This is a genomic window from Streptomyces sp. NPDC005574, from assembly GCF_040605435.1.
GTDB lineage: Bacteria > Actinomycetota > Actinomycetes > Streptomycetales > Streptomycetaceae > Streptomyces.
On record NZ_JBEXCW010000014.1, the window covers coordinates 1 to 25,554 of the forward strand.

The 25,554-nt window shown below is 72.2% G+C and carries 16 protein-coding genes, 1 tRNA gene and 2 pseudogenes; 1 reads left to right on the forward strand and 18 read right to left on the reverse strand.

What is annotated here, in order from left to right:
* Positions 1-251: 251 nt before the first annotated feature.
* From ABZT03_RS12345 to bldG, 11 genes are all read right to left on the reverse strand, one after another.
* Positions 252-325 (reverse strand) — tRNA-Thr (locus ABZT03_RS12345).
* A 185-nt stretch (positions 326-510) separates the two neighbouring features.
* Positions 511-2,136 (reverse strand): alpha/beta hydrolase, encoded by a 1,626-nt coding sequence (locus ABZT03_RS12350; RefSeq protein WP_356037330.1) that lies wholly within the window; start codon positions 2,134-2,136, stop codon positions 511-513.
* A 119-nt stretch (positions 2,137-2,255) separates the two neighbouring features.
* Positions 2,256-3,461 (reverse strand): DNA polymerase III subunit delta', encoded by a 1,206-nt coding sequence (locus ABZT03_RS12355; RefSeq protein ID WP_356037333.1) that lies wholly within the window; start codon positions 3,459-3,461, stop codon positions 2,256-2,258.
* Between the two features lie 209 nt (positions 3,462-3,670).
* Positions 3,671-6,982: a dTMP kinase gene (tmk, locus tag ABZT03_RS12360; RefSeq protein WP_356037336.1), complete on the reverse strand. Its 3,312-nt coding sequence runs from the start codon at positions 6,980-6,982 to the stop codon at positions 3,671-3,673.
* A gap of 218 nt (positions 6,983-7,200) precedes the next feature.
* A complete protein-coding gene (topA, locus tag ABZT03_RS12365) occupies positions 7,201-10,029 on the reverse strand; it encodes a type I DNA topoisomerase (RefSeq protein WP_356037338.1) in 2,829 nt (942 codons plus the stop codon).
* A 268-nt stretch (positions 10,030-10,297) separates the two neighbouring features.
* Positions 10,298-10,495, reverse strand: coding sequence for a hypothetical protein (locus tag ABZT03_RS12370; protein ID WP_356037341.1), 198 nt, complete (start codon positions 10,493-10,495; stop codon positions 10,298-10,300).
* 289 nt (positions 10,496-10,784) lie between these two features.
* Positions 10,785-12,311 carry a class I SAM-dependent methyltransferase gene (locus ABZT03_RS12375; protein ID WP_356037344.1) on the reverse strand — a complete coding sequence of 509 codons (1,527 nt, stop codon included), beginning with the start codon at positions 12,309-12,311 and terminating at the stop codon, positions 10,785-10,787.
* 139 nt (positions 12,312-12,450) lie between these two features.
* The gene (locus ABZT03_RS12380; RefSeq protein ID WP_356037346.1) at positions 12,451-13,044 is read right to left on the reverse strand and encodes a small secreted protein; all 594 of its coding nucleotides are present in this window, start codon (positions 13,042-13,044) and stop codon (positions 12,451-12,453) included.
* A 195-nt stretch (positions 13,045-13,239) separates the two neighbouring features.
* Positions 13,240-15,645, reverse strand: a complete 2,406-nt coding sequence (locus ABZT03_RS12385) for a sodium-translocating pyrophosphatase (RefSeq protein ID WP_356037349.1) — start codon at positions 15,643-15,645, stop codon at positions 13,240-13,242.
* Between the two features lie 325 nt (positions 15,646-15,970).
* Positions 15,971-16,408, reverse strand: coding sequence for an ATP-binding protein (locus ABZT03_RS12390; protein ID WP_356037351.1), 438 nt, complete (start codon positions 16,406-16,408; stop codon positions 15,971-15,973).
* 151 nt (positions 16,409-16,559) lie between these two features.
* Positions 16,560-16,901 (reverse strand): anti-sigma factor antagonist BldG, encoded by a 342-nt coding sequence (gene bldG, locus ABZT03_RS12395; RefSeq protein WP_356037354.1) that lies wholly within the window; start codon positions 16,899-16,901, stop codon positions 16,560-16,562.
* 160 nt (positions 16,902-17,061) lie between these two features.
* On the opposite strand from bldG, the gene ABZT03_RS12400 reads away from it, so the two are divergent.
* Entirely contained in the window at positions 17,062-19,626 is a 2,565-nt protein-coding gene (locus tag ABZT03_RS12400; RefSeq protein WP_356037357.1) for a DEAD/DEAH box helicase, read from the forward strand.
* Positions 19,627-19,729: 103 nt separating this feature from the next.
* On the opposite strand, the pseudogene ABZT03_RS12405 reads toward ABZT03_RS12400, so the two are convergent.
* The 7 genes and pseudogenes from ABZT03_RS12405 to ssd all read right to left on the reverse strand — a co-directional run.
* Positions 19,730-20,056: pseudogene (locus tag ABZT03_RS12405) on the reverse strand (Rv3654c family TadE-like protein); the annotation flags it as partial.
* 233 nt (positions 20,057-20,289) lie between these two features.
* Positions 20,290-20,718 (reverse strand): TadE family type IV pilus minor pilin, encoded by a 429-nt coding sequence (locus ABZT03_RS12410; protein WP_356037360.1) that lies wholly within the window; start codon positions 20,716-20,718, stop codon positions 20,290-20,292.
* Positions 20,705-20,914, reverse strand: coding sequence for a DUF4244 domain-containing protein (locus ABZT03_RS12415; protein ID WP_356037362.1), 210 nt, complete (start codon positions 20,912-20,914; stop codon positions 20,705-20,707). The genes ABZT03_RS12410 and ABZT03_RS12415 overlap by 14 nt, the downstream gene beginning before the upstream one ends.
* A 111-nt stretch (positions 20,915-21,025) precedes the next feature.
* The gene (locus tag ABZT03_RS12420; protein WP_356037365.1) at positions 21,026-21,814 is read right to left on the reverse strand and encodes a type II secretion system F family protein; all 789 of its coding nucleotides are present in this window, start codon (positions 21,812-21,814) and stop codon (positions 21,026-21,028) included.
* Positions 21,811-22,701, reverse strand: coding sequence for a type II secretion system F family protein (locus tag ABZT03_RS12425; protein ID WP_356037599.1), 891 nt, complete (start codon positions 22,699-22,701; stop codon positions 21,811-21,813). Before ABZT03_RS12425 ends, ABZT03_RS12420 begins: the two co-directional genes overlap by 4 nt.
* A gap of 245 nt (positions 22,702-22,946) precedes the next feature.
* Positions 22,947-24,149 carry a TadA family conjugal transfer-associated ATPase gene (locus tag ABZT03_RS12430; protein WP_356037602.1) on the reverse strand — a complete coding sequence of 401 codons (1,203 nt, stop codon included), beginning with the start codon at positions 24,147-24,149 and terminating at the stop codon, positions 22,947-22,949.
* 71 nt (positions 24,150-24,220) lie between these two features.
* Positions 24,221-24,892: pseudogene (gene ssd / locus ABZT03_RS12435) on the reverse strand (septum site-determining protein Ssd); the annotation flags it as partial.
* Between the last annotated feature and the right edge of the window lie 662 nt (positions 24,893-25,554).

Sequence of the window (25,554 nt, forward strand, 5' to 3'; positions counted from 1 at the left end):
CCCGATCCCGGGGACACCAGCCGCGGCTCACGACCTCCCGACCGCGAACGAGTCCATCACCGGACCCGTCACCCACATTGTCCGTCCGCTCCCCCCGAAACGCTCGCCGACAGAACGCCGACCGCCGGCGCGGACGGCGGTCGACGCCGGCACCAGGGCGGATTCCGGCGCGACGAGGAGCAGCCAGGCGCCTCCCTCAGGGCAAAGCAAAAGCCCCAGGTCACGGCGAGTGAGTCCTGAGGCTTCCACAGAGCCGCCTTCGGGATTCGAACCCGAGACCTACGCATTACGAGTGCGTTGCTCTGGCCATCTGAGCTAAGGCGGCGCGCTGCCACACCATGGTGCGATCAGCAACGTCGGTAAGTCTACACAGTTTCCGGGGGTGCTCCGTACCGGCCCCGGAGGTGGGGATCCGGGGCCGGTCGGGGCGGCGGCCGATCGACGGCCCGGGGGCGGTGACCTGGGGTTTCTTCCCCTCAAGGGCGTCCGCACCCGCTGCTTCCGCGGCGGCTACGAGCAGCGCTTGCCCCGCGCCGGAGGGGTGCCGTGGAGCAGGTACGTGTTGATCGCCGAGTCGATGCAGTTGCTGCCGCGGCCGTACGCGGTGTGGCCGTCGCCCTGGTAGGTGAGCAGGCGGGCCGAGGAGAGCTGGCGGGCGAGCGACCTGGCCCAGCGGTAGGGGGTCGCCGGGTCGCGGGTGGTGCCGACCACGACGATGGGTGCCGCGCCCTTCGCCTCGATGCGGTGCGGCTCGCCCGTGGCCCGCACCGGCCAGTAGGCGCAGTTCAGGGAGGCCCAGGCGAGGCCCTCACCGAAGACGGGCGACGCCTTCTCGAAGGCCGGGAGCGCGCTGCGCACCTGGTCGGGGGTGGAGAAGGCGGGCGGGAGGTCGAGGCAGTTCACGGCCGCGTTGGCGAACATCAGGTTCGTGTAGCGGCCCTCGGCGTCCCGCTCGTAGTAGCTGTCGGACAGCACGAGCAGGCCCGCGCCGTCGTTGTGCCTCATGGCCGAGGTCAGGGCCTCACGCAGCTGGGCCCAGGCCCCCTCGTCGTACATCGCCGCGATCACGCCGGTGGTGGCCAGGGCCTCGCCGAGCTTGCGGCCGTCCGCGTCGCCGGTGGGGATCGGGTGCGCGTCCAGCTTCCGGAAGAACGCCTTCAGGTTTGTGCCGACCTGGGCGGGCGTGGTGCCCTTCGTGCCCAGGGGGCAGTCCCTCTGCCGTACGCAGTCCTTCGCGAACGACTGGAACGCCGTCTCGAAGCCCGCCGTCTGATCGAGGTTCAGCCGCCGGGCGGGAAGCGCCGGGTCCATCGCGCCGTCCAGGACCATCCGCCCGACACGGCCGGGGAAGAGACCCGCGTACGTCGCCCCGAGGAACGTCCCGTACGACGCCCCCACGTAGTTCAGCTTCGGGTCGCGCAGCGCCGCCCGCACGATGTCCATGTCCCGGGCCGTCTCCACGGTCGACACGTGGCGCAGCAGTTTCGGCGCGTCCGCACCGCAGCCCTCCGCGAACTTCTTGTAGGCGTCGACGAGTCGGGTGGTCTCCTTCGCGTCGTCGGGCGTGGCGTCCGTCTGCGTGTACGCGTCCATGTCCCGCCCGCCCAGGCATTCGACGGGCTCACTGCGGGCGACTCCGCGCGGATCGACGGCGACCATGTCGTACCGGGCGCGGACGCCGGCCGGGTAGGAGAGCCCGGCGTACGCCTGGAGGTAGCCGATCGCCGAGCCGCCCGGTCCGCCCGGGTTCACCAGCAGCGAGCCGAGCCGCTTGCCCGGACCGGTGGCCTTCTTCCGGGCGACGGCGAGCCGCACGTCACCGGCCGACGGGTCGGCGTAGTCGAGGGGCACCTTGACCTCAGCGCACTCGAAACCGGGGACCCCGCAGCCGCGCCAGCCCGGTTTCTGGCCGTAGTACGACGCGAGCGCGGACGGCGTGGCCTGCGGGAGCGCAGCAAGCGCCATCCCCGCCTCGGAGCTGGCGGAACTCGTCGAGGCGCCGGACGAGCAGGCCGACACGAGCAGCGCGGCGGCGGCGAGCAGGACACCACCGGCACGGACCCTGCGGACGGAGCCGCGCTGACGGGGACGGGCCTCGCGAGGGAAGGACGGGCGGACATTTCGCCTGATGTACATCAGACGAGCGTAACGCTGTGCGACGAACCGGGTGCGTTGCGTGCACCCTGTGCCTCGTACGAGGTACCTCGTCAACCCGCGGACCGCCGACCGCGCAGGCCCCGGCCGGACCGGTGGTGTCAGCCCGCTCTCAAGGCCATCGTCATCGCCTCCACCGCGAGCAGCGGGGCGACATTGCGGTCGAGGGCGTCGCGGCAGGCGGCGATCGCCTCGATCCGGCGGAGGGTGGACTCCGGGGAACTGCCGCGGGCCAGTCGCTCCAACGCGTCCTCGGCGTCCACGTTGGCGATCGCCACGCGGGAGCCGAACTGGAGGGCGAGAACATCCCGGTAGAAGCCGGTGAGGTCGGTCAGGGCGACGTCGAGACTGTCCCGCTGGGTACGTGTTCTTCGGCGCTTCTGCTTGTCCTCCAGGTCCTTCATCACGCCCGCCGTACCGCGTGGCATCCGGCCGCCCTGGACGGCGCCCATCGCCGTCTTCATGTCCTCGGTCTCCTTGCCGTCCCGCTCCTCGGCGAGTTGCCGGGCGTCCTCCGAGGCCGCGTCGACGAGTTCCTGGGCCGCCCTGAGACAGCCGCCGATGTCGTCCACGCGCAGCGGCAGCTTCAGCACGGTGGCCCGGCGTGCTCGGGCGGCCGGATCGGTGGCCAGGCGGCGGGCCCGGTCGACATGCCCCTGGGTGGCGCGGGCGGCGGCCATGGCGGCGGCCGGCTCGACTCCGTCACGGCGCACGAGCATGTCGGCGACGGCGTCCACCGCGGGCGTCGAGAGGTTCAGGTGCCGGCAGCGGGAGCGGATCGTCGGCAGGACGTCCTCGATGGAGGGCGCGCACAGCAGCCACACCGTGCGGGGGGCCGGTTCCTCGACCGCCTTGAGGACAGCGTTGGCCGACTTCTCGTTCAGCCGCTCGGCGTCCTCGACGAGGATGACCTGCCAGCGGCCGTTCGCCGGCGAGGTGAAGGACTTGCGGACGGTGTCACGCATGTCGTCGGCGAGGATCTGGCTGCCGACGGCCGCGACGGTGGTGACGTCGGCGTGGGTGCCGATCAGCGCCGTATGGCAGCCGTCGCAGAAGCCGCAGCCGGGGATCCCGCCGAGGGCGCGGTCGGGGCTGACGCACTGCAGGGCGGCGGCGAAGGCCCGCGCCGCCTGGTTCCGTCCCGCTCCGGGCGGGCCGGTGAACAGCCAGGCGTGCGTCATCTTCGACGCCTCGGGCGGCGGCGCGGCGGTGGCGATCGCGGTGACCAGGGCGTCGGCGTCCCGTGCGGCGGCGCCGAGTTGCTCGCTCACCCTCTCCTGGCCCACCAGGTCGTCCCAGACGGTCACGCCTCACCCCGCCCTTTCGTCATGTTTCGCGGTGCGGACTCCATTGTGCGCGGCGCCACTGACAACGCCGGCCACGGGAGGGCCACGGCCCACGACCCGAACCCCGGTCACCCGGCGGCACCGCAGCACCGCAGCACCGCAGCACCGCAGCACCGCAGCACCTACAGCAGGGCCCCATCGGAGGCGCACCCCGCTCACAGCCGCACCGCTCAGTCCCGGCGTCCTCTGCCCCGCCCGCGGCCGCGACCCCGGCCCCCTTGGCCTTGGTCGCCCTGGTCCTCCTCGTCGTCCCGCGGGCCGAGCAGTTCGTCCGCCAGGGTCGGGAGGTCGTCCAGCGGTGTCTCCTCGGCCCAGTCGGACCGGGCCCGCCGCTGCGGTGTCCCGTCCGCGTCGACCTGGGGCAGCTCGCGCGTGTGGCCCTCGGTCCCGTCCGGTCGTACCGCCGGGGTCTCGTCCGCCTGCTCGTCCCGGAAGAAGCCCTGCGGAACGCGGTCTGCGTCGGTGTTCCCGCGGACCCGCGGCAGGACCGCCGTCTCGTCGGCCGCGCCGGGCCGGACCGGCGGCAGAACCGCGGTCTCCTCCGCGTCGCCCCGGGACACGGGACGCAGCACTGCCGTTTCGTCGTCCGCCGCGTGGGCCGGCACCGGCGGCAGGACCGCCGTCTCGTCCGCCGCGCCGGCCACCGGCGGCTGCGGCAGTTCGGCCGTCACCTCCGAGTCCGGCACCCGGGACGCGCGGGCCGAAGGCGAGGCGGTCGTGGAGGACCGGCCCTCGGACCGCTCGTCCCGCACGGGCGGCAGTACGGCGGTCTCGTCCACCGGTCCGCCCGACGCGTTCGTCGGCGCCACCACCGGAGTCGGCACGGTCGCAGCGTCCCGCGGAACCGCCGGGGGCCGCTGCGGGCCCGTCTTGGCCGCGGCCGTGGCCTGCTCGGCCAGCCGGCGCGCCTCCTCGGCGCGCAGCAGAGCCTCCTCCGCCTTGCGCTGCTTCTCCAGACGCAGTGCCTCGGCCTCCGCGCGCAGCCGCGCCTCCTCCTCGGCCTGCCTGCGCCGGCGCTCCTCCTCGGCCTTGCGCCGGGCCTCTTCCTCGGCCCGGGCCTTCTCCTCGGCCAGCAGTCGCGCGCGTTCCTCCTCGGCCCGGCGGCGCGCTTCCTCGGCCCGCACCCGGGCCTCCTCCGCCTGCCGTTCGGCCTCGCGTCGCTGCGCTTCCTCCAGCTCGCGACGCTTGCGCTCCTCCTCTTCGGCGCGCAGCCGCGCGAGCTGCTCCTGGCGCTCACGCTCCAGGCGCTCCTCCTCGGCCTTGCGGGCGGCCTCTTCCTCGGCCTTGCGCCGGGCCTCCTCCTCGGCCGCCTTGCGCGCCTCCTCCCGGGCCTTCACCTCGGCCTCGGACAGCGGCAGCATCTGGTCGAGCCGGTGCCGGACGACCGTGGTGACGGCCTCGGGCTCCTGGCCCGCGTCCACCACCAGGTAGCGGCCCGGGTCGGAGGCGGCCAGTGTGAGGAAGCCGGACCGCACGCGCGCGTGGAACTCGGCCGGCTCGGACTCCAGCCGGTCGGGGGCCTCGGTGAAGCGCTCGCGGGCGATCTCCGGCGACACGTCGAGCAGGACGGTCAGGTGCGGTACGAGTCCGTCGGTCGCCCACCGGTTGATGCGCGCGATCTCGGTCGGCGACAGGTCACGGCCCGCGCCCTGATAGGCGACGGACGAGTCGATGTAGCGGTCGGAGACGACCACCGCGCCACGCTCCAGGGCGGGACGTACGACCGTGTCGACGTGCTCCGCGCGGTCCGCCGCGTACAGCAGTGCCTCCGCGCGGTGCGAGAGTCCCGCACTCGACACGTCCAGCAGGATCGACCGCAGTCGCTTGCCGACGGGCGTCGCCCCCGGCTCGCGCGTCACCACGACCTCGTGGCCCTTGGCCCTGATCCACTCGGCGAGCGCCTCGGCCTGGGTGGACTTTCCGGCGCCGTCACCGCCCTCCAGGGCGATGAAGAAACCGTTCGTCGTGGTCGCCGGCACCGGGTCGTCGCCGCCGAGCAGCGCGTCGCGCAGGTCGTGCCGCAGCGGCACACCGGACCGGTCGTCGACCTTGGCGAGCACCAGCGCGGCCACCGGCAGCAGCAAGGCGCCGATCAGCATCAGGGTGAACGCGGCGCCGCCGTGCGCGAAGACGAATTTGCCGTTCTCCAGCCGGTGCGGTCCGACGGCCGCGGCGACCACCGGCGCCAGCAGCGCGCCCAGGGCCACCGAGACCCGTACGACCGCGTGCAGGTGCTCGGTGGTGCGGGCCCGGCGGTATTCCTCGGCCTCCTGGTCGAGCAGGGTGTGCCCGGTGTTGGCGGCGACGCCCGCGCCGGCTCCGGCCAGCGCGGCGATCAGCAGCACGCTGGTGACGTCCGGGACGAGCCCGGCGGCGAGCAGCGCGACACCGGTGAAGGCGATGGCCAGGGACAGCAGGCGCCGGCGCGACAGGGTGGGCAGGACGGCGGGCGCCGTACGGATGCCGAGGACGACTCCCCCGGTCAGCGCGAGGACCAGCAGGCCGTACAGCACCGGGCCGCCGCCCAGGTCCTTGGCGTGCAGCACGGACACGGCCACCGCGGCCGCCACCGATCCGGCGACGGCGGCGCAGGCGAGCACCAGCAGCGGAATCGCGCCGGTGCGGCCCGTGTCGACGCCCGCGCCCGTCCTGGGGCGCCGCAGTCCCTCCAGGGGTGAACGCGCGCGCGGGGTACGGGTGTCGGGGAGTTCCAGGTAGGTCAGCACCGACAGCGAGGCGGCGAACAGTCCGGCCGCCACATAGGAGGCGAGGGCCGCCTGGTGCTGCGCGAACCAGTCGATGCCGGCGCCCAGCAGGTTGTTGACGAGCGACGCGACGACGAGCGCGGCGGCCGCGAGCGGGATGGCGACGAAGCTCGTACGCAGCGACAGGCGGCGCAGTGCGTCCAGGTGGTCCGGCAGCGGTCGTACCGTCGCGCCCTCCGGGGGCGGGGCGGGCAGCAGCGCGGGCGCCGCGCTCTCGCGGCACACCGTCCAGAAACGCTCGGCGACGCCGGTCACGAACGCGGTGACCAGGATCATGGCCAGCGCGTCGTCGGGCATCCAGTCGATCCACAGGGGCGCCACGATGAGCACCGCGGCCCGCAGACCGTCGGCGCCGACCATCGTCCAGCGGCGGTCGAGCGGGCCCTCGTGCGCGGTGAGCGAGGTGAGCGGGCCGAGGAGCACGGCTCCGAAGAGCAGCGTCGCGAGGACGCGCACCCCGAACACGGTCGCCACCGCGAACGCCACGCCCCGGTAGCCGCCGCCGAACGAGCCCTCGGCGATCGCCGCCTGGAGGGCGAGTACGACCAGCACCAGCAGGGCGAGGGTGTCGCCGACACCGCCCACGAGCTGCGCGCTCCACAGCCGTTTCAGCTGTGGCCGGCGCAACAGGGCGCGGACGGCGCGCTCGCGGGAGTCCGCGACAAGGGCGTCGTCGGGGGCCGGGTGGTGGGCCGTTGGCTGCTCGCCTCGCGTCATGCTTTCAGCCTATCGGGAGCAACTGACAGCCTGGGGCGCGCGTCCGCTCGTGCGCACGCCCCGACACCAAAGTGATGCCGGGGCGTTCCTTTCGCGAAGCCGGTGTGGAGAATTCGCGACCGGAGTCCGCCGCGGCCACGCGGACGGCCCGGCTTCCGAACACCGTCCGGAAACGGGCGGGTTCGGAGCGCCGGGCCTGCGAACGCGGCTCGAAAGGCTCAGTCCTCGGAGGCCGACTTGGCGGCCGCCGCCTTCTTCGCCGTGGCCGTCGTCTTCTTCGCTGTCGTCTTCTTGGCGGTCGTGGTCTTGGCCGCGGTCTTCTTGGCGGCCGTCGCCTTCTTCGCCGGGGCCTTCTTCGCGGGCGCCTTCTTGGCCGTCTTCTTCGCGGGCGTCTTCGCACGCTTCTCGGCGAGCAGCTCGAAGCCGCGCTCCGGGGTGATCTCCTCGACGCTGTCGCCGGAGCGCAGGGTCGCGTTGGTCTCCCCGTCGGTGACGTACGGCCCGAAGCGACCGTCCTTGACGACGACCGGCTTCGCGCTGACCGGGTCCTCGCCCAGCTCCTTCAGCGGCGGCTTGGCGGCGGCCCGGCCGCGCTGCTTGGGCTGGGAGTAGATCTCCAGCGCCTCTTCGAGGGTGATCGTGAAGAGCTGGTCCTCGGTCTGCAGCGAGCGGGAGTCCGTGCCCTTCTTCAGGTACGGCCCGTAGCGCCCGTTCTGCGCGGTGATCTCCACGCCCTCGGCGTCCTTGCCGACGACGCGCGGCAGCGACATCAGCCTGAGCGCGTCCTCGATCGTCACCGTGTCCAGGGACATCGACTTGAACAGCGAGGCGGTACGCGGCTTGACGGCGTTCTTGCCGGTCTTCGGGGTGCCCTCGGGCAGCACCTCGGTGACGTAGGGGCCGTAGCGGCCGTCGCGGGCGATGATCTGGTGGCCCGTGGACGGGTCGGCGCCGAGTTCGAAGTCACCGCTCGGCTTGGCGAGCAGCTCCTCCGCGAGCTCGATGCTCAGCTCGTCCGGGGGCAGGTCCTCGGGGACGTCGGCGCGCTGGTGGTTCTCGGAGTCCTTCTCACCGCGCTCGATGTACGGACCGTAGCGCCCGACCCGCAGCACGATGTCGTTGCCCACGGGGAACGAGGACACCTCGCGCGCGTCGATCGCGCCCAGGTCGGTGACGAGCTCCTTGAGGCCGCCGAGGTGGTCCCCGTCGCCGTTGCCGGCGTCCGCGGCACCGCCCGTGCCGGAGCCCTCTTCGGAGCCGAAGTAGAACCGCTTCAGCCAGGGCACGGCGCGCGCCTCACCGCGGGCGATGCGGTCGAGGTCGTCCTCCATCCTGGCGGTGAAGTCGTAGTCGACGAGCCGGCCGAAGTGCTTCTCCAGCAGGTTGACCACGGCGAAGGACAGGAAGGAGGGGACGAGTGCCGTGCCCTTCTTGAAGACGTAGCCGCGGTCCAGGATCGTGCCGATGATCGACGCGTACGTCGACGGGCGGCCGATCTCGCGCTCTTCGAGCTCCTTGACGAGGCTGGCCTCGGTGTAGCGGGCCGGGGGCTTGGTGGCGTGGCCGTCGACCGTGAGTTCCTCGGCCGTCAGCGCGTCGCCCTCGGCGACCTGCGGCAGGCGGCGCTCGCGGTCGTCGAGCTCGGCGTTCGGGTCGTCGGCGCCCTCGACGTAGGCCTTGAGGAAGCCGTGGAAGGTGATCGTCTTGCCGGAGGCGCTGAACTCGACGTCCCGGCCGTCGGCGGCCCTGCCACCGATCTTCACGGTCACGGAGTTGCCGGTCGCGTCCTTCATCTGGGAGGCGACGGTCCGCTTCCAGATCAGCTCGTACAGCTTGAACTGGTCGCCGGTCAGGCCCGTCTCGGCCGGGGTGCGGAAACGATCACCCGAGGGCCGGATCGCCTCGTGCGCCTCCTGCGCGTTCTTCACCTTGCCGGCGTAGGTGCGCGGCTGGGCCGGCAGGTAGTCGGCGCCGTACAGCTGCGTGACCTGGGCGCGGGCCGCCTTGACGGCGGTCTCGCTCAGCGTCGTGGAGTCCGTACGCATGTAGGTGATGTAGCCGTTCTCGTACAGCTTCTGGGCGACCTGCATGGTCGCCTTCGCGCCGAATCCGAGCTTGCGGCTGGCTTCCTGCTGGAGCGTCGTCGTACGGAAGGGGGCGTACGGCGAGCGGCGGTAGGGCTTCGACTCGACGGAGCGGACGGCGAACCGCGTGTTCTCCAGGGCGGCGGCCAGCGCGCGGGCGTTCGCCTCGTCGAGGTGGAGGATGTTCGCGCTCTTGAGTTGTCCCAGGGAGTCGAAGTCGCGGCCCTGCGCGACCCGCTTCCCGTCGACGGCCTGGAGGCGGGCGACCAGCGACGACGGGTCGGACGAGTCCCCCGCGCGGCCGGTCGCGAAGGTGCCCGTCAGGTCCCAGTACTCAGCAGAACGAAACGCGATGCGCTCGCGTTCCCGCTCCACGACGAGTCGCGTGGCCACCGACTGCACGCGGCCGGCCGACAGGCGCGGCATGACCTTCTTCCACAGGACCGGCGAGACCTCGTAGCCGTAGAGGCGGTCGAGGATGCGGCGGGTCTCCTGGGCGTCGACCATGCGCTGGTTGAGATCGCGCGGGTTGGCGACGGCGGCGCGGATGGCGTCCTTGGTGATCTCGTGGAACACCATGCGCTTGACCGGGACCTTGGGCTTCAGCACCTCCAGGAGGTGCCACGCGATGGCCTCGCCCTCGCGGTCCTCATCGGTGGCGAGGAAGAGTTCGTCGGAGTCGCGCAGCAGGTCCTTGAGCTTCTTGACCTGGGCTTTCTTGTCCGCGTTGATGACGTAGATGGGCTGGAAGTCGTGTTCGACGTCCACCCCGAGTCGGCGCACCTCGCCGGTGTACTGCTCCGGCACCTCCGCGGCGCCGTTGGGGAGGTCGCGGATGTGCCCGACGCTCGCCTCGACGACGTATCCGGGGCCGAGGTAGCCCTTGATCGTCTTCGCCTTGGCAGGCGACTCGACGATGACGAGTCGGCGGCCGCCCTGTGCGGTCTCGCTGGTCGGGGACAACTTCGCTCTTCTCTCCGGTCGACGCTGGGGCCTCCCCAGGCGTTCGTCCCGGGGTCGGGTCATGGTGACGCTGCGGAGTGTGACGGTACATCCCGCCCCCGTGTCAAACGGGAAAAGCCCGCAACGGCCACTCGAACGGTAACCCGACTACCGCCATTCCTGCCGCCCCGAGTGCCCGCCGGTCTGTTCGGGGCTGTCCGGAGGGCGACCTCCCCTTCACCGCGGCCGCGGGCGGGCCGCAGCCTCGCACGCGGCTCTGGCGCGGTCCTCAGAGCCGCGTGAAGCACCACGCGCCGAGGGCCAGCGCGATCATCGCGGTGATCGTCGTGAGCGTCGCCGATGCGACAGGGCTCACACCGTGGGCGACCGGCTCGCGGTGCCGCACGCGGACCGCGGTCCACATCAGCAGCCCGCCTCCGAACAGGGCGAACACCACTCCCGCGAAGATCGCCGGTCCGCTCTCCATGGCTCCCCGTGCCTCTTCTCTCCCGTCCGGATGTGTCCAGCCCGTGGAGGCTGACACGCGGGGGCGGCGGACAGGCGAACCCGAGGTGAACGCGGAGCTGCCGCGACCGGGGGCTCGCCCGCGGCGCCCCGGTTCCGCCGGCTTCCCGACGTCCGGCCGGCGCCGCTGCAGGTCCGGCACGGGTGTTTTTCCGGTCGTCTTCTTTTTGTCTTTTTTGACGTGGGTGAGGGCGCGGCCGGGAGCGCGCCGCCCCGCCTGACGTGCGCGGTGAGCGCCCGCGCGCCGGACTTTAGACCGGTTCGATGAATCCCTGTTCCACCAGCAGCCGGATCTGCGCGGGCGTGCGGTCGCGCAGCAGCACCGGGTCCTCGCCGACCAGCTGGGCGATGGCGTCCAGAATGCGGCCCGCGCTCAGGCTGCCGTCGCAGACCCCGGCGAAGCCCGCGCCGACCGTGTCCACCTTGGTGGCGCGCCGCATGCCGCGGTTCTGGCGCAGCACCACGTGCTCGGGGTCCTCCGCGCCGGGCAGCCCGACCTGCTCCTGGACGATTTCCGCGGCGAGCCTGAAGTGACCCGCGAGGAGGGCGGCGTCGTCGTGCTCACGCAGGTGGTCGAGACGCTCGAAGTGCGCCCGGACGGTGTCACCGAGCGGCTGCTCGACCGCGTGCGGCCACTCCTCCACGGTGACCGAGGGCACGGCTGCGTCCGTCCTGCGCAGCGTGATCCAGCCGAAGCCGACGGCCCGCACCTTGCGTGCCTCGAACTCGTCCAGCCAGGCGTCGTAGCGTGTCTGGTACTCGACCGGATCCGCGCGGTGGTCGCCGGCGTCCCGGAGCCACAGCTCGGCGTACTGCGTGACGTCCTGCACCTCACGCTGCACGATCCACGCGTCGCACCCGCGCGGCACCCAGGACCTCAGCCGGTCCTGCCAGTCCTCCCCCTCCACGTGCTGCCAGTTGGCGAGGAACTGCGCGAACCCGCCCTCGCGCAGCCTGGCCCCCGCCTGCTGAACGAGCGTGCGGCACAGATCGTCCCCGCCCATCCCGCCGTCGCGGTAGGTGAGCCGCGCACCCGGCGAGATGACGAACGGCGGGTTCGACACGATCAGGTCGTACACCTCGTCGTCCCGGACCGGCTCGAACAGCGAACCCTCGCGCAGATCGGCGGCCGGCGCGCCGGACAGGGCCAGGGTCAGCGCGGTGATGTGCAGCGCGCGCGGGTTGACGTCGGTCGCCGTCACGCGCGTGGCGTGCCGGGCCGCGTGCAGCGCCTGGATGCCGGACCCGGTGCCGAGGTCGAGGGCGGCGGAGACGGGCGTACGGACCGTGATGCCGGCCAGCGTCGTGGAGGCGCCGCCGACGCCGAGGACGACACCTTCCTCGCGGCTGCCGATGCCGCCCGCACCGCCGACCGCGCAGCCGAGATCGGAGACGATGAACCAGTCCTCGCCGTCGGGACCGCCGTAGGGCCGTACGTCCACCGTCGCCGCCACCGCCGCTCCGGCGCCCGTGCCGACGCGGGTCAGCCAGCCGGCCTCGACGCACGCGGCGACGGGCAGGACGCCCTCCACGCGCGCGTGCGGCACGGGCTGCTGCAACAGGAACAGCCGTACGAGCGTCTCCAGCGGCGTGTCGCCCCGGGTGGCCCGGAGGGCGGGCACGGTCTCGCTGCGGGCGAGGGCCGCGTACGCGGGGGCGCCGAGCAGTTCGAGCAGACCGTCGGCGGTGAAGGAGGCCCCGATCAGGGCGTCCCGCAGGCGGACGGTGACATCGGCGCGGTCGGGGGCGGGCAGCGCGGGCAGGCCGGAGTTACTCACGCCCCCATTGTGACCCGCGGGGCGCGGACACCGCTGCCCCGCGCCGGACTTCGGCCTGCCCCCGGCAGCTCCTCGGCCCGGCCCCGGCGGACTCTCAGCCGGCCGTCACGGGTGTCGAGGCGGCGGCCCCGGCGGGCTCTCAGCCGGCCGTCGCGGGTGCCGAGGCGGCGGCCGCCTTGCAGGTGTCCTGCTGGGCCATCGCCTTGCCGACATCGCCCTCTTCGAGGGTCTTGAGCGCGTCGTTGCCGCTCTGGCTCAGCTTGTCCAGCTCGGTCGCGATGTCCTTGAGGCCGTCGGCGAACTTCGCCTGGTCCTTCGTGTTGAGGTCGTCGACCTGCTTCCTGAGGCCGGCGTACGACGTGGAGATGCCGTTCAGCTCCTTGACGGCGTCCTGCTGCTTCTTGGCGCCGCCGTCGACGTCGGGCGCGCCGGCGGAGTTCACGGCGGCGCCGATCGCCTTGTAGGCGTCCGACATGGCCTGGAACGCCTCGGCGTCGGTCTTGCGCACCGCTTCCGGCGTGCTGTTGTCGGAGGTCTCCTTCTGGATCGCGGCATTGGCGGCCTCGATCTTCTTGGCCTGCGGCCGCACCCCGTCGCAGACCTGCTTGGCCCAGGCGTCGAGCTTGTCGTTGCCGTCGTCGCCGCCACCGCATCCCGACAGCGCCAGTACCAGTACCGCACCGCCGGACAGTGCGGCCGCGAGCTTCTTGTTCACCGGATTGGTCCCTTCCACGGCTCTCGGCCCCGGAACATACACGCCATGTGGGCCATGTCCACGAATCGAACATCCGTTAAGGCCATTATTGTGATTATTTGCACCGGGCGAGAGAAGGCTCACGGCGAGGGCGTGCACACGCACGAAGCGGGCGGGCGGCGCGTCAGCACGCGCCGCCCGCCCGCTCCTTGGTGAGGAGCGCCGTACGACGGTCTACGAAACCACCGCGGGATCCGACGAGTTGGACGCCCGCTCGGCGTTGTCGTCCTCTCCCACGGCGATCCCCCGCCGTTTGGAGATGTAGACCGAGACCGCGATGACCAGGAACGCGAGGACGGCGATCGTGATCCGCACCCCGACGCTCCGGTCATCGCCGTAGCTGAACTTGATGACCGCCGGCGCGATGAGCAGCGCCACCAGGTTCATCACCTTCAGCAGTGGGTTGATCGCGGGCCCCGCGGTGTCCTTGAAGGGGTCACCGACCGTGTCCCCGATCACCGTCGCCGCATGGGCCTCGCTGCCCTTGCCGCCGTGGTGGCCGTCCTCGACGAGCTTCTTCGCGTTGTCCCACGCCCCGCCGGAGTTCGCGAGGAACACGGCCATCAGGGTGCCGGTGCCGATCGCACCGGCCAGGAACGCGCCGAGGGCCCCGACTCCGAGCGTGAACCCGATGAAGATGGGCGCCAGCACGGCGAGCAGACCCGGCGTGGCGAGTTCGCGCAGGGCGTCCCTGGTGCAGATGTCGACGACCTTGCCGTACTCCGGCGTCTCGCTGTAGTCCATGATCCCGGGCTTCTCGCGGAACTGCCGCCGAACCTCGTAGACCACGGCGCCCGCCGACCGCGACACGGCGTTGATCGCGAGCCCCGAGAAGAGGAACACGACGGCCGCGCCCGCGATGAGACCGACGAGGTTGTTGGGCTGCGAGATGTCCATCATCAGCGTCATCGGTGCGCCGGATCCGCCGAGCTTCTCGCCGACGTCCTGCGCGCCGGTCGTGATCGCGTCACGGTACGACCCGAAGAGCGCCGACGCCGCGAGGACCGCGGTGGCGATGGCGATGCCCTTGGTGATGGCCTTGGTGGTGTTGCCGACGGCGTCCAGGTTGGTGAGCACCTGCGCGCCCGCGCCCTCGACGTCCCCGGACATCTCGGCGATGCCCTGGGCATTGTCGGAGACCGGCCCGAAGGTGTCCATGGCGACGATCACGCCGACCGTGGTGAGCAGACCGGTGCCTGCCAGGGCCACGGCGAACAGCGCCAGGATGATCGACGTACCGCCGAGCAGGAACGCCCCGTACACGCCGAGCCCGATCAGCAGGGCGGTGTACACGGCCGATTCCAGACCCACGGAGATACCGGCGAGGACGACGGTGGCCGCGCCCGTCAGCGAACTCTTGCCGATGTCCCGCACCGGCCGGCGGCTGGTCTCGGTGAAGTAGCCGGTCAGCTGCTGGATCAGCGCCGCCAGCACGATGCCGATCGCCACGGCGACGAGCGCGAGGATCCGCGGATCGCCGTCCTTGGCCCGGACCGCCGCGTCGGTGACGCCGTCGAGGTCGCCGTATGTGCCGGGGAGGTAGACGTAGACCGCCACGGCCACCAGCACGAGCGAGATCACCGCGGAGATGAAGAACCCCCGGTTGATCGCGGACATGCCGCTGCGGTCGGCGCGCCGGGGCGCCACGGCGAAGATGCCGACCATCGCGGTGAGCACGCCGATCGCGGGCACGAGCAGCGGGAACGCGAGCCCGGCGTCGCCGAAGGCCGCCTTGCCGAGGATCAGCGCGGCGACGAGCGTCACGGCGTACGACTCGAAGAGGTCGGCCGCCATGCCCGCGCAGTCACCGACGTTGTCGCCCACGTTGTCGGCGATCGTCGCGGCGTTGCGCGGATCGTCCTCCGGGATGCCCTTCTCGACCTTGCCGACGAGGTCGGCGCCCACGTCGGCGGCCTTGGTGAAGATGCCGCCGCCGACCCGCATGAACATGGCGATCAGGGCGGCCCCGAGGCCGAAGCCCTCGAGCACCTTCGGCGCGTCGGCCGCGTACACCAGCACCACGCAGGAGGCGCCCAGCAGACCGAGCCCCACCGTGAACATGCCGACGACGCCACCGGTGCGAAAAGCGATCTTCATTGCCTTGTGCGAGACGGCGGTGAGATCTTTCTCCGGCTCGCCCTCCGCCGGGGTCGCCTCGCGCGCCGCCGCGGCGACACGGACATTGCTGCGTACGGCGAGCCACATGCCGATATAGCCGGTGGCCGCCGAGAAGCCCGCGCCGATCAGGAAGAACACCGATCGCCCGGCGCGCTGATTCCAGTCGTCCGCGGGCAGCAGCATGAGCAGGAAGAACACGACCACGGCGAATACGCCGAGCGTGCGAAGCTGCCGGGCCAGATAGGCGTTCGCGCCTTCCTGGACGGCTGCCGCGATCTTCTTCATGCTGTCGGTGCCCTCGCCCGCCGCGAGCACCTGGCGCACCAGGACGCCCGCGACCACGAGGGCCGCCAGGGCGACCAGGGCGATGACCATCACCATGACGCGATTGCCGTCGGTCAGTACTGCGGCTGCGAAGGTTGCCGGGTGATCGAACTGCTGAGGGGTAGAAAGCCCCGCCATTCGTCCTCCTTGACGCTTGGGCTGAGCTCAAGATGTGGACGGATTGTAAGTAGCGGAAGCTGATCAAAACAGTAGGCGGTAAACGGAATTAGCCTTCGCACGCCCCGCAGCAAATGATCGACATGCCGCGACAGGACCCGAATGGAGTAATGCCCTGAAAGCGTTGGGCCTTGATCGGCTCTCGATCTGACCCTTGATCGAATGGCGGAGGCTTTGATCGTGAATTCCTTCACGAATTCCCGTGCCGGTCGGAGGCGTCTTCCGGAAAACGCCAAGGGCCCTGCTCAGCAGGGCCCTTGGCGTTACGGGAGTGACGTGGTCGACGTCAGGTGAGCACCGCGAGCGGTGGTGTGGTCGGCCAGGTCATGCGGATCAGTCCGCCGTGCTCGCCGGCGGAGACCTCCACGTCGTCGACGAGTCCGCTGATCACCGCGAGGCCCATTTCGTCCTCCTCGGTGTCCGCGTCCGTCGCCCCGTCCGCGCCACCGGAGCCCCGTTCGCCGGGGACGGTGTGCGGTGCCTCGTCGCCGACCTCGATGGAGAACTGCTTCTCCTCCTCGATCAGCAGCACCATCACGGGAGCTGTGATGCCGCCGGACTGGTGCAGCCCGACGGCTCGCGAACACGCCTCACCGACGGCGAGGCGGACCTCGTCGAGGACGGCCTCGTCCACTCCGGCCCTGCGCGCCACCGCTGCCGCCACCAGACGGGCGGTCCTGACGTGCTCGGGCAGCGCGCTGAAGCGGAGTTCAACGGTGGCCATGCATCCCCCTCGCAACTACGGGCGTGCTGTCGGGGAACCGGGCCGTCGAAACTCCCGGACCCCCCTCGTTCACTGCTGACGGTCCGGGCGGGACTGCGTTCCGCCCGGACCGGTGGCCGGAGCGGAACGCCGTCCCCGCCCGGACCGGTGGTCAGTCGGTGGCTTCCACCGCTTCCTCGACCGAGGTGTGAATCGGGAACACCTTGGTGAGGCCGGTGATACGGAAGATCTTGAGAATGCGCTCCTGGTTGCAGACCAGGCGCAACGAGCCCTCGTGGGCACGCACCCGCTTGAGTCCTCCCACCAGCACGCCGAGCCCGGTGGAGTCGAGGAAGTCCACGCCCTCCATGTCGACGACAAGGTGGAAATTGCCGTCGTTCACCAGCTCGACCAGCTGTTCGCGCAACTTGGGCGCGGTATATACGTCGATTTCGCCACCGACCCTGACGATCGTGCGATCGCCGATGGTCTCGGTCGACAGGGACAGGTCCACGGATCCTCCAGCACCTTGCTATCGAGCGGTCGCCCTCTGGGACACCTCGGCAGAGCCCCCTGGACGGTTCGCCAGCCGCGATGGCATTCAATCACTTACGGCAGGCGTGCACGACGCCTTGGTCCCATTGTCCGTCACGCCAGTGACACACTCGGTGCCGATGGCCAAGAATCACCGATCCGATCGAACCCCGACGGACCCCGTGTCCCGCCGCTCGCCGGCCGCGGTCCTGGACCGGCTCGCCACGGGGCCGAGCCGAGCTTCGCGCATCACTCATACGGAGCACTTGCCCCCACGTGAGGGCCGCCATGCCGTCTGGCCTGACCGGATTCGCGCGGAGGTCATCGCCGCGGTGCAGGCATGCGGCATCGAACACCCCTGGGCCCACCAGGCACGGGCGGCCGAGCACGCCCTGGACGGCGAGTCGGTCGTGGTCGCAACCGGTACGGCGTCGGGCAAGTCGCTCGCCTATCTGGTCCCCGTCCTCTCGACCCTCCTCGACGGCTCCGAGGCCGCCAACGGACGCGGCGCCACCGCCCTCTACCTGGCCCCGACGAAGGCCCTCGCGGCCGACCAGTGCCGCTCGGTGAAGGAACTTTCACAACCGCTGGGCAATCGCGTGCGTCCCGCGGTGTACGACGGCGATACTCCGTTCGAGGAACGGGAGTGGGTCAGGCAGTACGCCAACTACGTCCTCACCAATCCCGACATGCTGCACCGCGGGATACTCCCGTCCCACCCGCGCTGGTCCTCCTTCCTGAAATCGCTGAAATACGTCGTCATCGACGAGTGCCACACCTACCGCGGTGTCTTCGGCTCCCACGTCGCCCAGGTGCTGCGCCGCCTGCGCCGCCTCTGCGCCCGGTACGGCGCCTCCCCCGTCTTCCTGCTGGCCTCCGCGACCGCCGCCGAGCCCTCGGTGGCCGCCCGCCGGCTGACCGGCCTGCCCGTGGTGAAGGTCGACGACGACGCCTCCCCGCGCGGCGAGCTGGTCTTCGCCCTGTGGGAACCCCCGCTCACCGAGATGCAGGGCGAGAAGGGCGCGCCGGTCCGCCGTACCGCCACGGCCGAGACCGCCGACCTGCTGACCGACCTCGCCGTCCAGGGCGTCCGCACGGTCGCCTTCGTACGCTCCCGGCGCGGTGCCGAGCTGATCTCGGTGATCGCCCAGGAACGGCTCGCCGAGGTCGACCGGTCGCTCGCACGGCGTGTCGCGGCCTACCGCGGCGGCTACCTCCCCGAGGAACGCCGCGCCCTCGAACAGGCCCTGCACTCCGGCGAGCTGCTCGGTCTCGCCGCCACCACCGCCCTCGAACTCGGCATCGACGTCTCCGGCCTCGACGCCGTGCTGATCGCCGGCTACCCGGGCACACGCGCCTCGCTGTGGCAGCAGGCCGGGCGCGCCGGGCGGTCCGGGCAGGGCGCCCTCGCCGTCCTGATCGCGCGCGACGACCCGCTGGACACTTTCCTCGTCCACCACCCCGAGGCCCTCTTCGACCAGCCCGTGGAGTCCACGGTCCTCGACCCCGACAACCCGTACGTCCTCGCCCCCCACCTGTGCGCGGCGGCCGCGGAGCTGCCCCTGGTGCAGGAGGACATGGAGCTCTTCGGCCCCGCAGCGCAGGAGCTCCTTCCTCAGCTGGAGGCCGCCAAGCTGCTGCGCCGCAGGACGAAGGCCTGGCACTGGACGCGCCGGGAACGGGCCGCCGACCTGACCGACATCCGCGGCGGAGGCGGACAGCCGGTGCAGATCGTCGAGGCGAGCACGGGCCGGTTGCTCGGCACGGTCGACGAGGGCGCCTCCCACACCACCGTCCACGAGGGCGCGGTGCACCTGCACCAGGGCCGTACGTACCTGGTGCGCTCCCTCGACCTGGAGGACTCCGTGGCCTTGGTCGAACAGGCGAGCCCCTCGTATTCGACGGTCGCCCGCGACACGACGGCGATCTCCGTCCTGGAGACGGACACCGAGATCCCCTGGGGCAGCGGCCGCCTCTGCTACGGCTCCGTCGAGGTCACCAACCAAGTGGTCTCCTTCCTGCGTCGACGGCTCATGACCGGCGAAGTGCTCGGCGAGACGAAACTGGACCTCCCTCCCCGCACGCTCCGCACGCGTGCCGTGTGGTGGACGGTCACCGAGGACCAACTGGACGAGGCCCGGATCAACCCGGAGATCCTCGGTGGCTCACTGCACGCCGCCGAGCACGCGTCGATCGGCATGCTCCCCCTGTTCGCGACCTGCGACCGCTGGGACATCGGCGGCGTGTCGATCCCGCTGCACCCCGACACCCTCCTCCCGACGGTCTTCGTCTACGACGGCCATCCCGGCGGCGCCGGCTTCGCGGAGCGCGCCTTCCACACGGCCCGCGCCTGGCTCACGGCCACCCGTGAGGCCATCGCGTCCTGCGAGTGCGAGGCGGGCTGCCCGTCCTGCATCCAGTCCCCCAAGTGCGGCAACGGCAACGACCCCCTGCACAAGCGCGGGGCGGTGCGACTGCTCACGGTGCTTCTTCGGGGGGCTCCCGAGGAGCAGACCGCGGCGGGAGCGGGCGGGGAGCGGACGGCGGCGGGAGCGGGCGCAGAGCGGACGGCGGCGGGAGCGGGCGCAGAGCGGACGGCGGCGGGAGCGGGCGCAGAGCGGACGGCGGCGGGAGCGGGCGCAGAGCGGACGGCGACTGAGCCGGAACCGGAGCCGGGTGGGCCGGCGCCGGTGCCGAGTCCGTAGCGCCCGAGGGCGCGGCCGGAGCCACCTGGTCGGCAGCGTGCGGAGGGTCGACCGATGGGGGTCGGCCTTCGGAGTCCGGAGGGTCCGTCGGCGCTGTCGGCTCCGCCGGTCCAGCCCGCGCTCTGATTTCGGCCGCGAAGGGTCCCCGTCCCGACGCGACCGTCACGTCCGAAACCTGCCCCACGACCACGCACCGCACGAGCCGCACCCCCTGGGCTCCGGTCACCCGGTCGGCCCGGGCGCACGCAGCCGTACCGCCCTGCGCCCAGTGGTCCGCCGCCGCGAGCGCCGCGAGATCCGCGCCGCCCGCCGCACGGTGCCGGCTCACGACGGCCTGGCCCAGAGCGAGCACGACACCGAACACGACGCACAGCACCCCGATCGCGCCGATGCTCCAGACGGTGGCTGAACCCCGGTCGGAACGCCGTATGAGGGCCCACCGCCCGGCTGGTGCGGGGCCGGAACGGAGGGCGCCTCGGCGTCGAGGCGCCGGGCGGGACCGGGCAGCGGCCCCGCCTCTGGCACCGGGCCGGCAGCCCGGGCCGGGCTGGTATCCCGCCTTGCCCCGGCAGCCGCCACCTGCCCGGAACTCCGCACCGCCCCGACGATGACAGGCGGGCTCCCGGTCGACAGCGGGCCCGCAGCCCGCCGAGCCGTCGGCCATCACCCCGCCTCCGTCCCTGCTGCGCCCGCCTCGGCCCCAGCCCCAGCCCCAGCTCCTGCTCCTGCTCCTGCTCCTGCCACCGTCTCCTCCGCCAGGGCCACGGCCTCCTCCCGCACCTCGAAGGGCAGCCCGCGCAGCACCGGTGGCCGCGCGACCACCGCCACGCGGACCTGGTCCCCCTCCCGGCTGACCGCGATCTTCGCTCCGCGCGGCGCCACCTCCCGGGTGACCCTCACCACCGCGTCCGCCGGGTCCTGGCGGGCGGCCGCTCGCGCGCCCGTCCGCGCCGCGTCCACACACTGGATCTGGGCGCCGATCACGAGCAGCCCCCACACCAACGCCATCGCGAACATCACGAGGACGGGCAGCACCACGGCCGACTCCGCCGTCACGAACCCTTCGTCCGTGTCCCGCTCACACCCCCGCATCGAGGGCCCGTTTCACGATGCCCTGCAACTCCGCGGTGACCTCCCCACTCGTCACCACCTTGTAGAGGATCACGGCGAACGCGACCGCCGCGACGATCCCCATCGCGTACTCGGAGGTGACCATCCCCGAGTCCCTCCGCGCCGTACGCGCCCTGCACACCAGGACGCGCATCCACGCCCGAACCACCTTGTACATCGCATCCCCCGTTGGGATCAGTACCGCTCTGACTTGGATTTTTCGACTTCTGTTCTTCGCTGGTCGTCGTGCACCGCCCGCTCCAGGCGGCCGGCCGTCATGCCGTGCCTCTCATCTCCCGCCTCCTCCCAGCACCCCGCCCGCGAGTCCGATGACCACGGGCAGGACGCCGATCGTGATGAACGCGGGCAGGAAGCACAGCCCCACCGGCGCGGTGACCATCACGGCGGCCCGTCTGGCCCGTGCCGTCGCGGCGCGGCCCCAGTCGGCGCGGGCGTCCGCCGCGAGCCGGGCGACCGGTACGGCGGCGGGGAGTCCGGACACGCCGGCCCGTTCCAGCAGCCGGGCCAGGGCCTCCGCGCCCGGTATCGAGGCGAGCCCGCGCCACGCCTCGCTCGGTTCGCCACCGAGCCGCACCTGCGCGGCACCGTGTGCCAGCCGGTCACCGACCGGCCCGCCCAGGGCCTCCCCTACGGCCTGCGCCGCGATGACGGGGCCGGCGCCCGCCGCGATACAGGCCGCCAGCAGGTCAGCTGCGAGGGGTAGTTGCCGTACCGCCTCGCGGATGTCGAAGGCCGCCCTGGCGTCGACGGCCCGCCGCCGTCCACGCCATCGCCACAGACCGAACCCCACGGCAAGCCCCACCGCCGCACCCAGGACACCGCCGATCAGAGCCCACCCGGCGCACACCACTGCCGCCGTAGGCAGCCATCGCCGTACCTCCTCCCTCACCTCGAACCGTGGTCCGGCGGACGCCGTCTCCCCCACAGCCAGCAGTTGGGCCAACCGCCGCCTGACCTGCCGATCGCGGCGCACCGCCTCCAGCCTCCGGATCAGCCAACCGAGGACCAGCAGCGTCCCCAAGGCCACCCCCAGCCTGTGGAAAACTTCCGCGCTCACACCGCCTCCGCTCCCCGCACGATGCGCATCGCCCACCACATCCCGAGGCCCTCCAGCAGGCCGCCGATCAGCAGGCACCCGAACCCTGGTCCGGTGTGCAGCAACACGTGCAGCGGATCGGCGCCGAGGGCGAACCCGAGGAGCAGGCCCAGCGCCGGCAGCCCGGCCAGCATCACCGCGGTGGATCGGGCGCCCGCCAACTGGGCTCGCAGGTCAGCCCGCTGGTCGCGTTCGGCTCGCAGTGCCCCTTCGAGACGGTCCAGTCCGGCCGCCAGTCCGGCACCCTGGTCCACGGCCACCCGCCAGCAGGCCGCGAGGCCCAACAGCCCGTCGGCGCCCGGTTGCCGGGCGGCTCCAGCGAGCGCGCCCGGAACATCGCCACCGAAGCGGGCCGCCGCCAGCACCGCCGCCTGCGTCTCACCGAGCCCTCCGGAGTCGTGGACGGCACTCAGCAGTGCCTCGCCAGGTTGCCGCCCGGCCCGCACCTCCCCGGCGAGCGCCCCGCACAGCGCGATCACCGCGTCCCCTCGGCGCTCCCGGCCGCGTCGCATCTCGTTGGCCAACCGCACCTGCCGCAGCAACGGCACCCCGGCCGCCCCCGCGACGACCGGCAGCACGGACGCACCCAGCACGCCGAGCACCAGCCCGGCCACCAGTGACCACCACTCGGGCCGCACTCTCTCGCGCAGGAGCCGCAGCCGAGCGGCCCATCGGTCCCCTGCGGGTGGCCCGGCCCCCACGACTCCGCCTCCCGCGAGCAACAACCGCGCCCGCCGCGCACCGGAGTGCCGCCCGCCCAGCAACCAGACCGCCGCTCCGGCACACACCACGGCAGCCCCCAACGACAGCTGCCCCAGCGGTGTCTGCGTCCACGGCGTCTGTGCCATCGCTGTCCGCACCAGCGGCGCCAGCGCCGTCCGTCCCGACCACGCCTCTTCCATCGACATCGCTCTCATGGACGTTCACCCATCCCGTTCACCGTTCCGATCCACCTCGCCGCACTCCCGCTTCTCTCCCGTGTGAGGCGCCGTCGGCCAGACAGCCGGGCCTGCCCCCGACTCGCCTCGCCCGCACACTCACTCGCCTGCGCTTCGCAACCCGCCCTCAACGGAACGCAGTCGGGCGCACGCCTTCACCCCCGCCCCGTCGCGCCGCCCTCATCCCCCTCCTCGTAGCCACCCCCGCTTCGCAGCAGCTCCCGCAACCGCCCCCATCCCCGCTCGTACGCGAACGCCTCCGCGCCCCAGCGCAGCGCCGGCACCGTCCGCACCCATCCCGAGGCGTCCCGCTCCAGCACACGCACCTCGGCGACGCGCCGGCGGCCCGCGCGGTCCCGTGCCAGGTGGAGGACCACCGACAGCGCGGCCGCCAACTGACTGTGCAGGGCGGCACGATCGAGCCCGGCGGCCGTGCCGAGAGCCTCCAGCCGGGTCGGCACGTCAGCGGCGGCGTTCGCGTGCACGGTCCCGCAGCCGCCCTCGTGACCCGTGTTCAACGCGGCCAGCAGATGCACCACTTCGGGCCCCCGAACCTCACCCACCACCAGCCGGTCCGGCCGCATCCGCAACGCCTGCCGCACCAGGTCCTGGAGCGTGACGAGCCCCGCGCCCTCCTGGTTGGCGGGTCTGGTCTCCAGCCGTACGACATGGGGGTGGTCGGGCCGCAGCTCCGCCGAATCCTCGGCGAGCACGATCCGGTCACCCGGCCCGACGAGCCCCAGCAGGGCGCTCAGCAACGTCGTCTTGCCGCTGCCGGTGCCGCCGCTGACGAGGAAGGACAGCCGCGCCTCGATCAGCGCCCGCAGGACGCGGTCCCCGCCCGGCGGCACCGTGCCCGCGGCCACCAGCTCGCCGAGCGTGAACGCCCGGGGCCGTACGACCCGCAGCGACAGGCAGGTGCAGCCGACGGCGACCGGGGGCAGTACCGCGTGCAGCCGGGTCCCGTCGGGCAGCCGGGCGTCGACCCAGGGCCGGGCGTCGTCCAGCCGGCGTCCGGCCACGGCGGCCAGGCGCTGCGCGAGGCGTCGTACGGCCGCCGCGTCCGGGAAGGACACGGCCGACAGCTCCAGGCCGCCTCCCCGGTCCACCCAGACCCGGTCGGGCGCGGACACCAGCACGTCCGTCACCCACGGGTCGGCGAGCAGCGGTTCCAGAGGGCCGCTCCCGACCAGCTCGGACCGTAACTGGGCGGCCGCGCCGAGGACTTCGGCGTCTCCCAGCACGCGACCCTGTTCCCGTAGTGCCTGGGCCACCCGCGCGGGTGTCGGTTCGGCCCCGCTCTCGGCCAGCCACCGCCGCACTCCGTCCAGCAGCCCGGAGGGAGCCGGTGCGGGCATGTCCCGGCCGCCCGGTCGGCGGGGAGCGGCCCCGCCCTGCCGTCCCGGCCAGTCGAGCCCGGGGGCCGCGCTCACGCCGCACCCGCTTCCAGCAGCGCCCGCTCCCAGAACTCCCGGCAGAAGCGCGCCAGCGGGCCTCGGGGGGCCGCGCCCGGCGGTGCCTTGCCTCCGTCCGGCCGCAGCAGCGCGGACTCCACGGGCACTTCTCCGGCCAAGGGCAGTCCCAGCAGCCGGGCCACTTCCCGGTCGTCGAGCCCGGGCCCGTACGGTCCGCGCACCGCCAGCCGCAGGTCTCGCAGCACCATGCCGACGGCGGAGGCGACACGGCCGGCCGCAGCGACGGAGCGCAGTTCGGCGGGGACCACGAGAAGCCCGAGGTCGAGCTGGGCGAGGATCTCGGCAACCCCGTCGTCGACGCGGCGCGGCAGGTCGACCACGACCGTGCCACCTCGCCGACGGGCTGCGGCGAGCACCGCCCGGACGGCCTGGGGCGGGACGGCCATGCAGTCACCCCGGTCCCAGCTGAGCACGCGAAGCGAGTGCAGCCGCGGCAGCGACTCCTCCAGAGCACCCCCGCCGACCCTTCCGCGGGAGGCGGCGAACGCCGGCCAGCGCAGTCCCTCGGCTGTTTCACCCCCGAGGAGCACGTCGAGTCCGCCGCCCAGCGGATCGGCGTCCACGAGGAGGGTGCGCAGCCCCTCTCGCGCCGAGGTCACGGCGAGCGCGCAGGCCAGTGTGGAGGCTTACTTGAACGACTTAAGGAGATGGCAGAAGGCCGTGGGTCCGTCTATCGACCCTCTTGAAGGCCCAGAGTGCCGGTCGGTCGACAGCCCCCGGCGATGCATGCCGTAAGTATTCGCTCGCGCTATGCATTCGTCGTTGCGGCCACTTCCGCACCGCACCCACGAGTCGTAGCGTGGAAGTTGGGATATCGAACCCCCCTCCCACCCTGTCAGCCCAAGGGTGGCGTCACCTCCTCGGAGGTGATGCGTTCGTCTCGTGGCGAGGCGAGCGGGGTTCGCCTTTTCCAGAGATGGGAGGGTGAACCTGAAGAGGAGATTAATCGCCGCATGGAACAAATATCTATAACTCTACTGGCGTTGGCAATGCTTTCCGCATTGCTGATAGTTGCCCGAATGCTGGACCATATCCTCGGAAGAGGAGCAGGGAACCAGCGGAAGGTAAACAAGCGAAAGGGAGGTAAGAACCGGCGTCGGTAGAGCCAGTGCCCCGGATCGGACAAGCCGACCCCAGTTCGACGGACCAGCGGAGGTCAGGTGGGAGTGCACTTGGGGCGGTCTAGCTGGTGGGTTCGCCGGCTCCGCACAAGTTTCTCACACCTTGAGCAAAGCCCCGTGCGTTCTGGTTGAGGCCCCGGTCCGGGCTCTGGGCCTCCGGGAGCCGC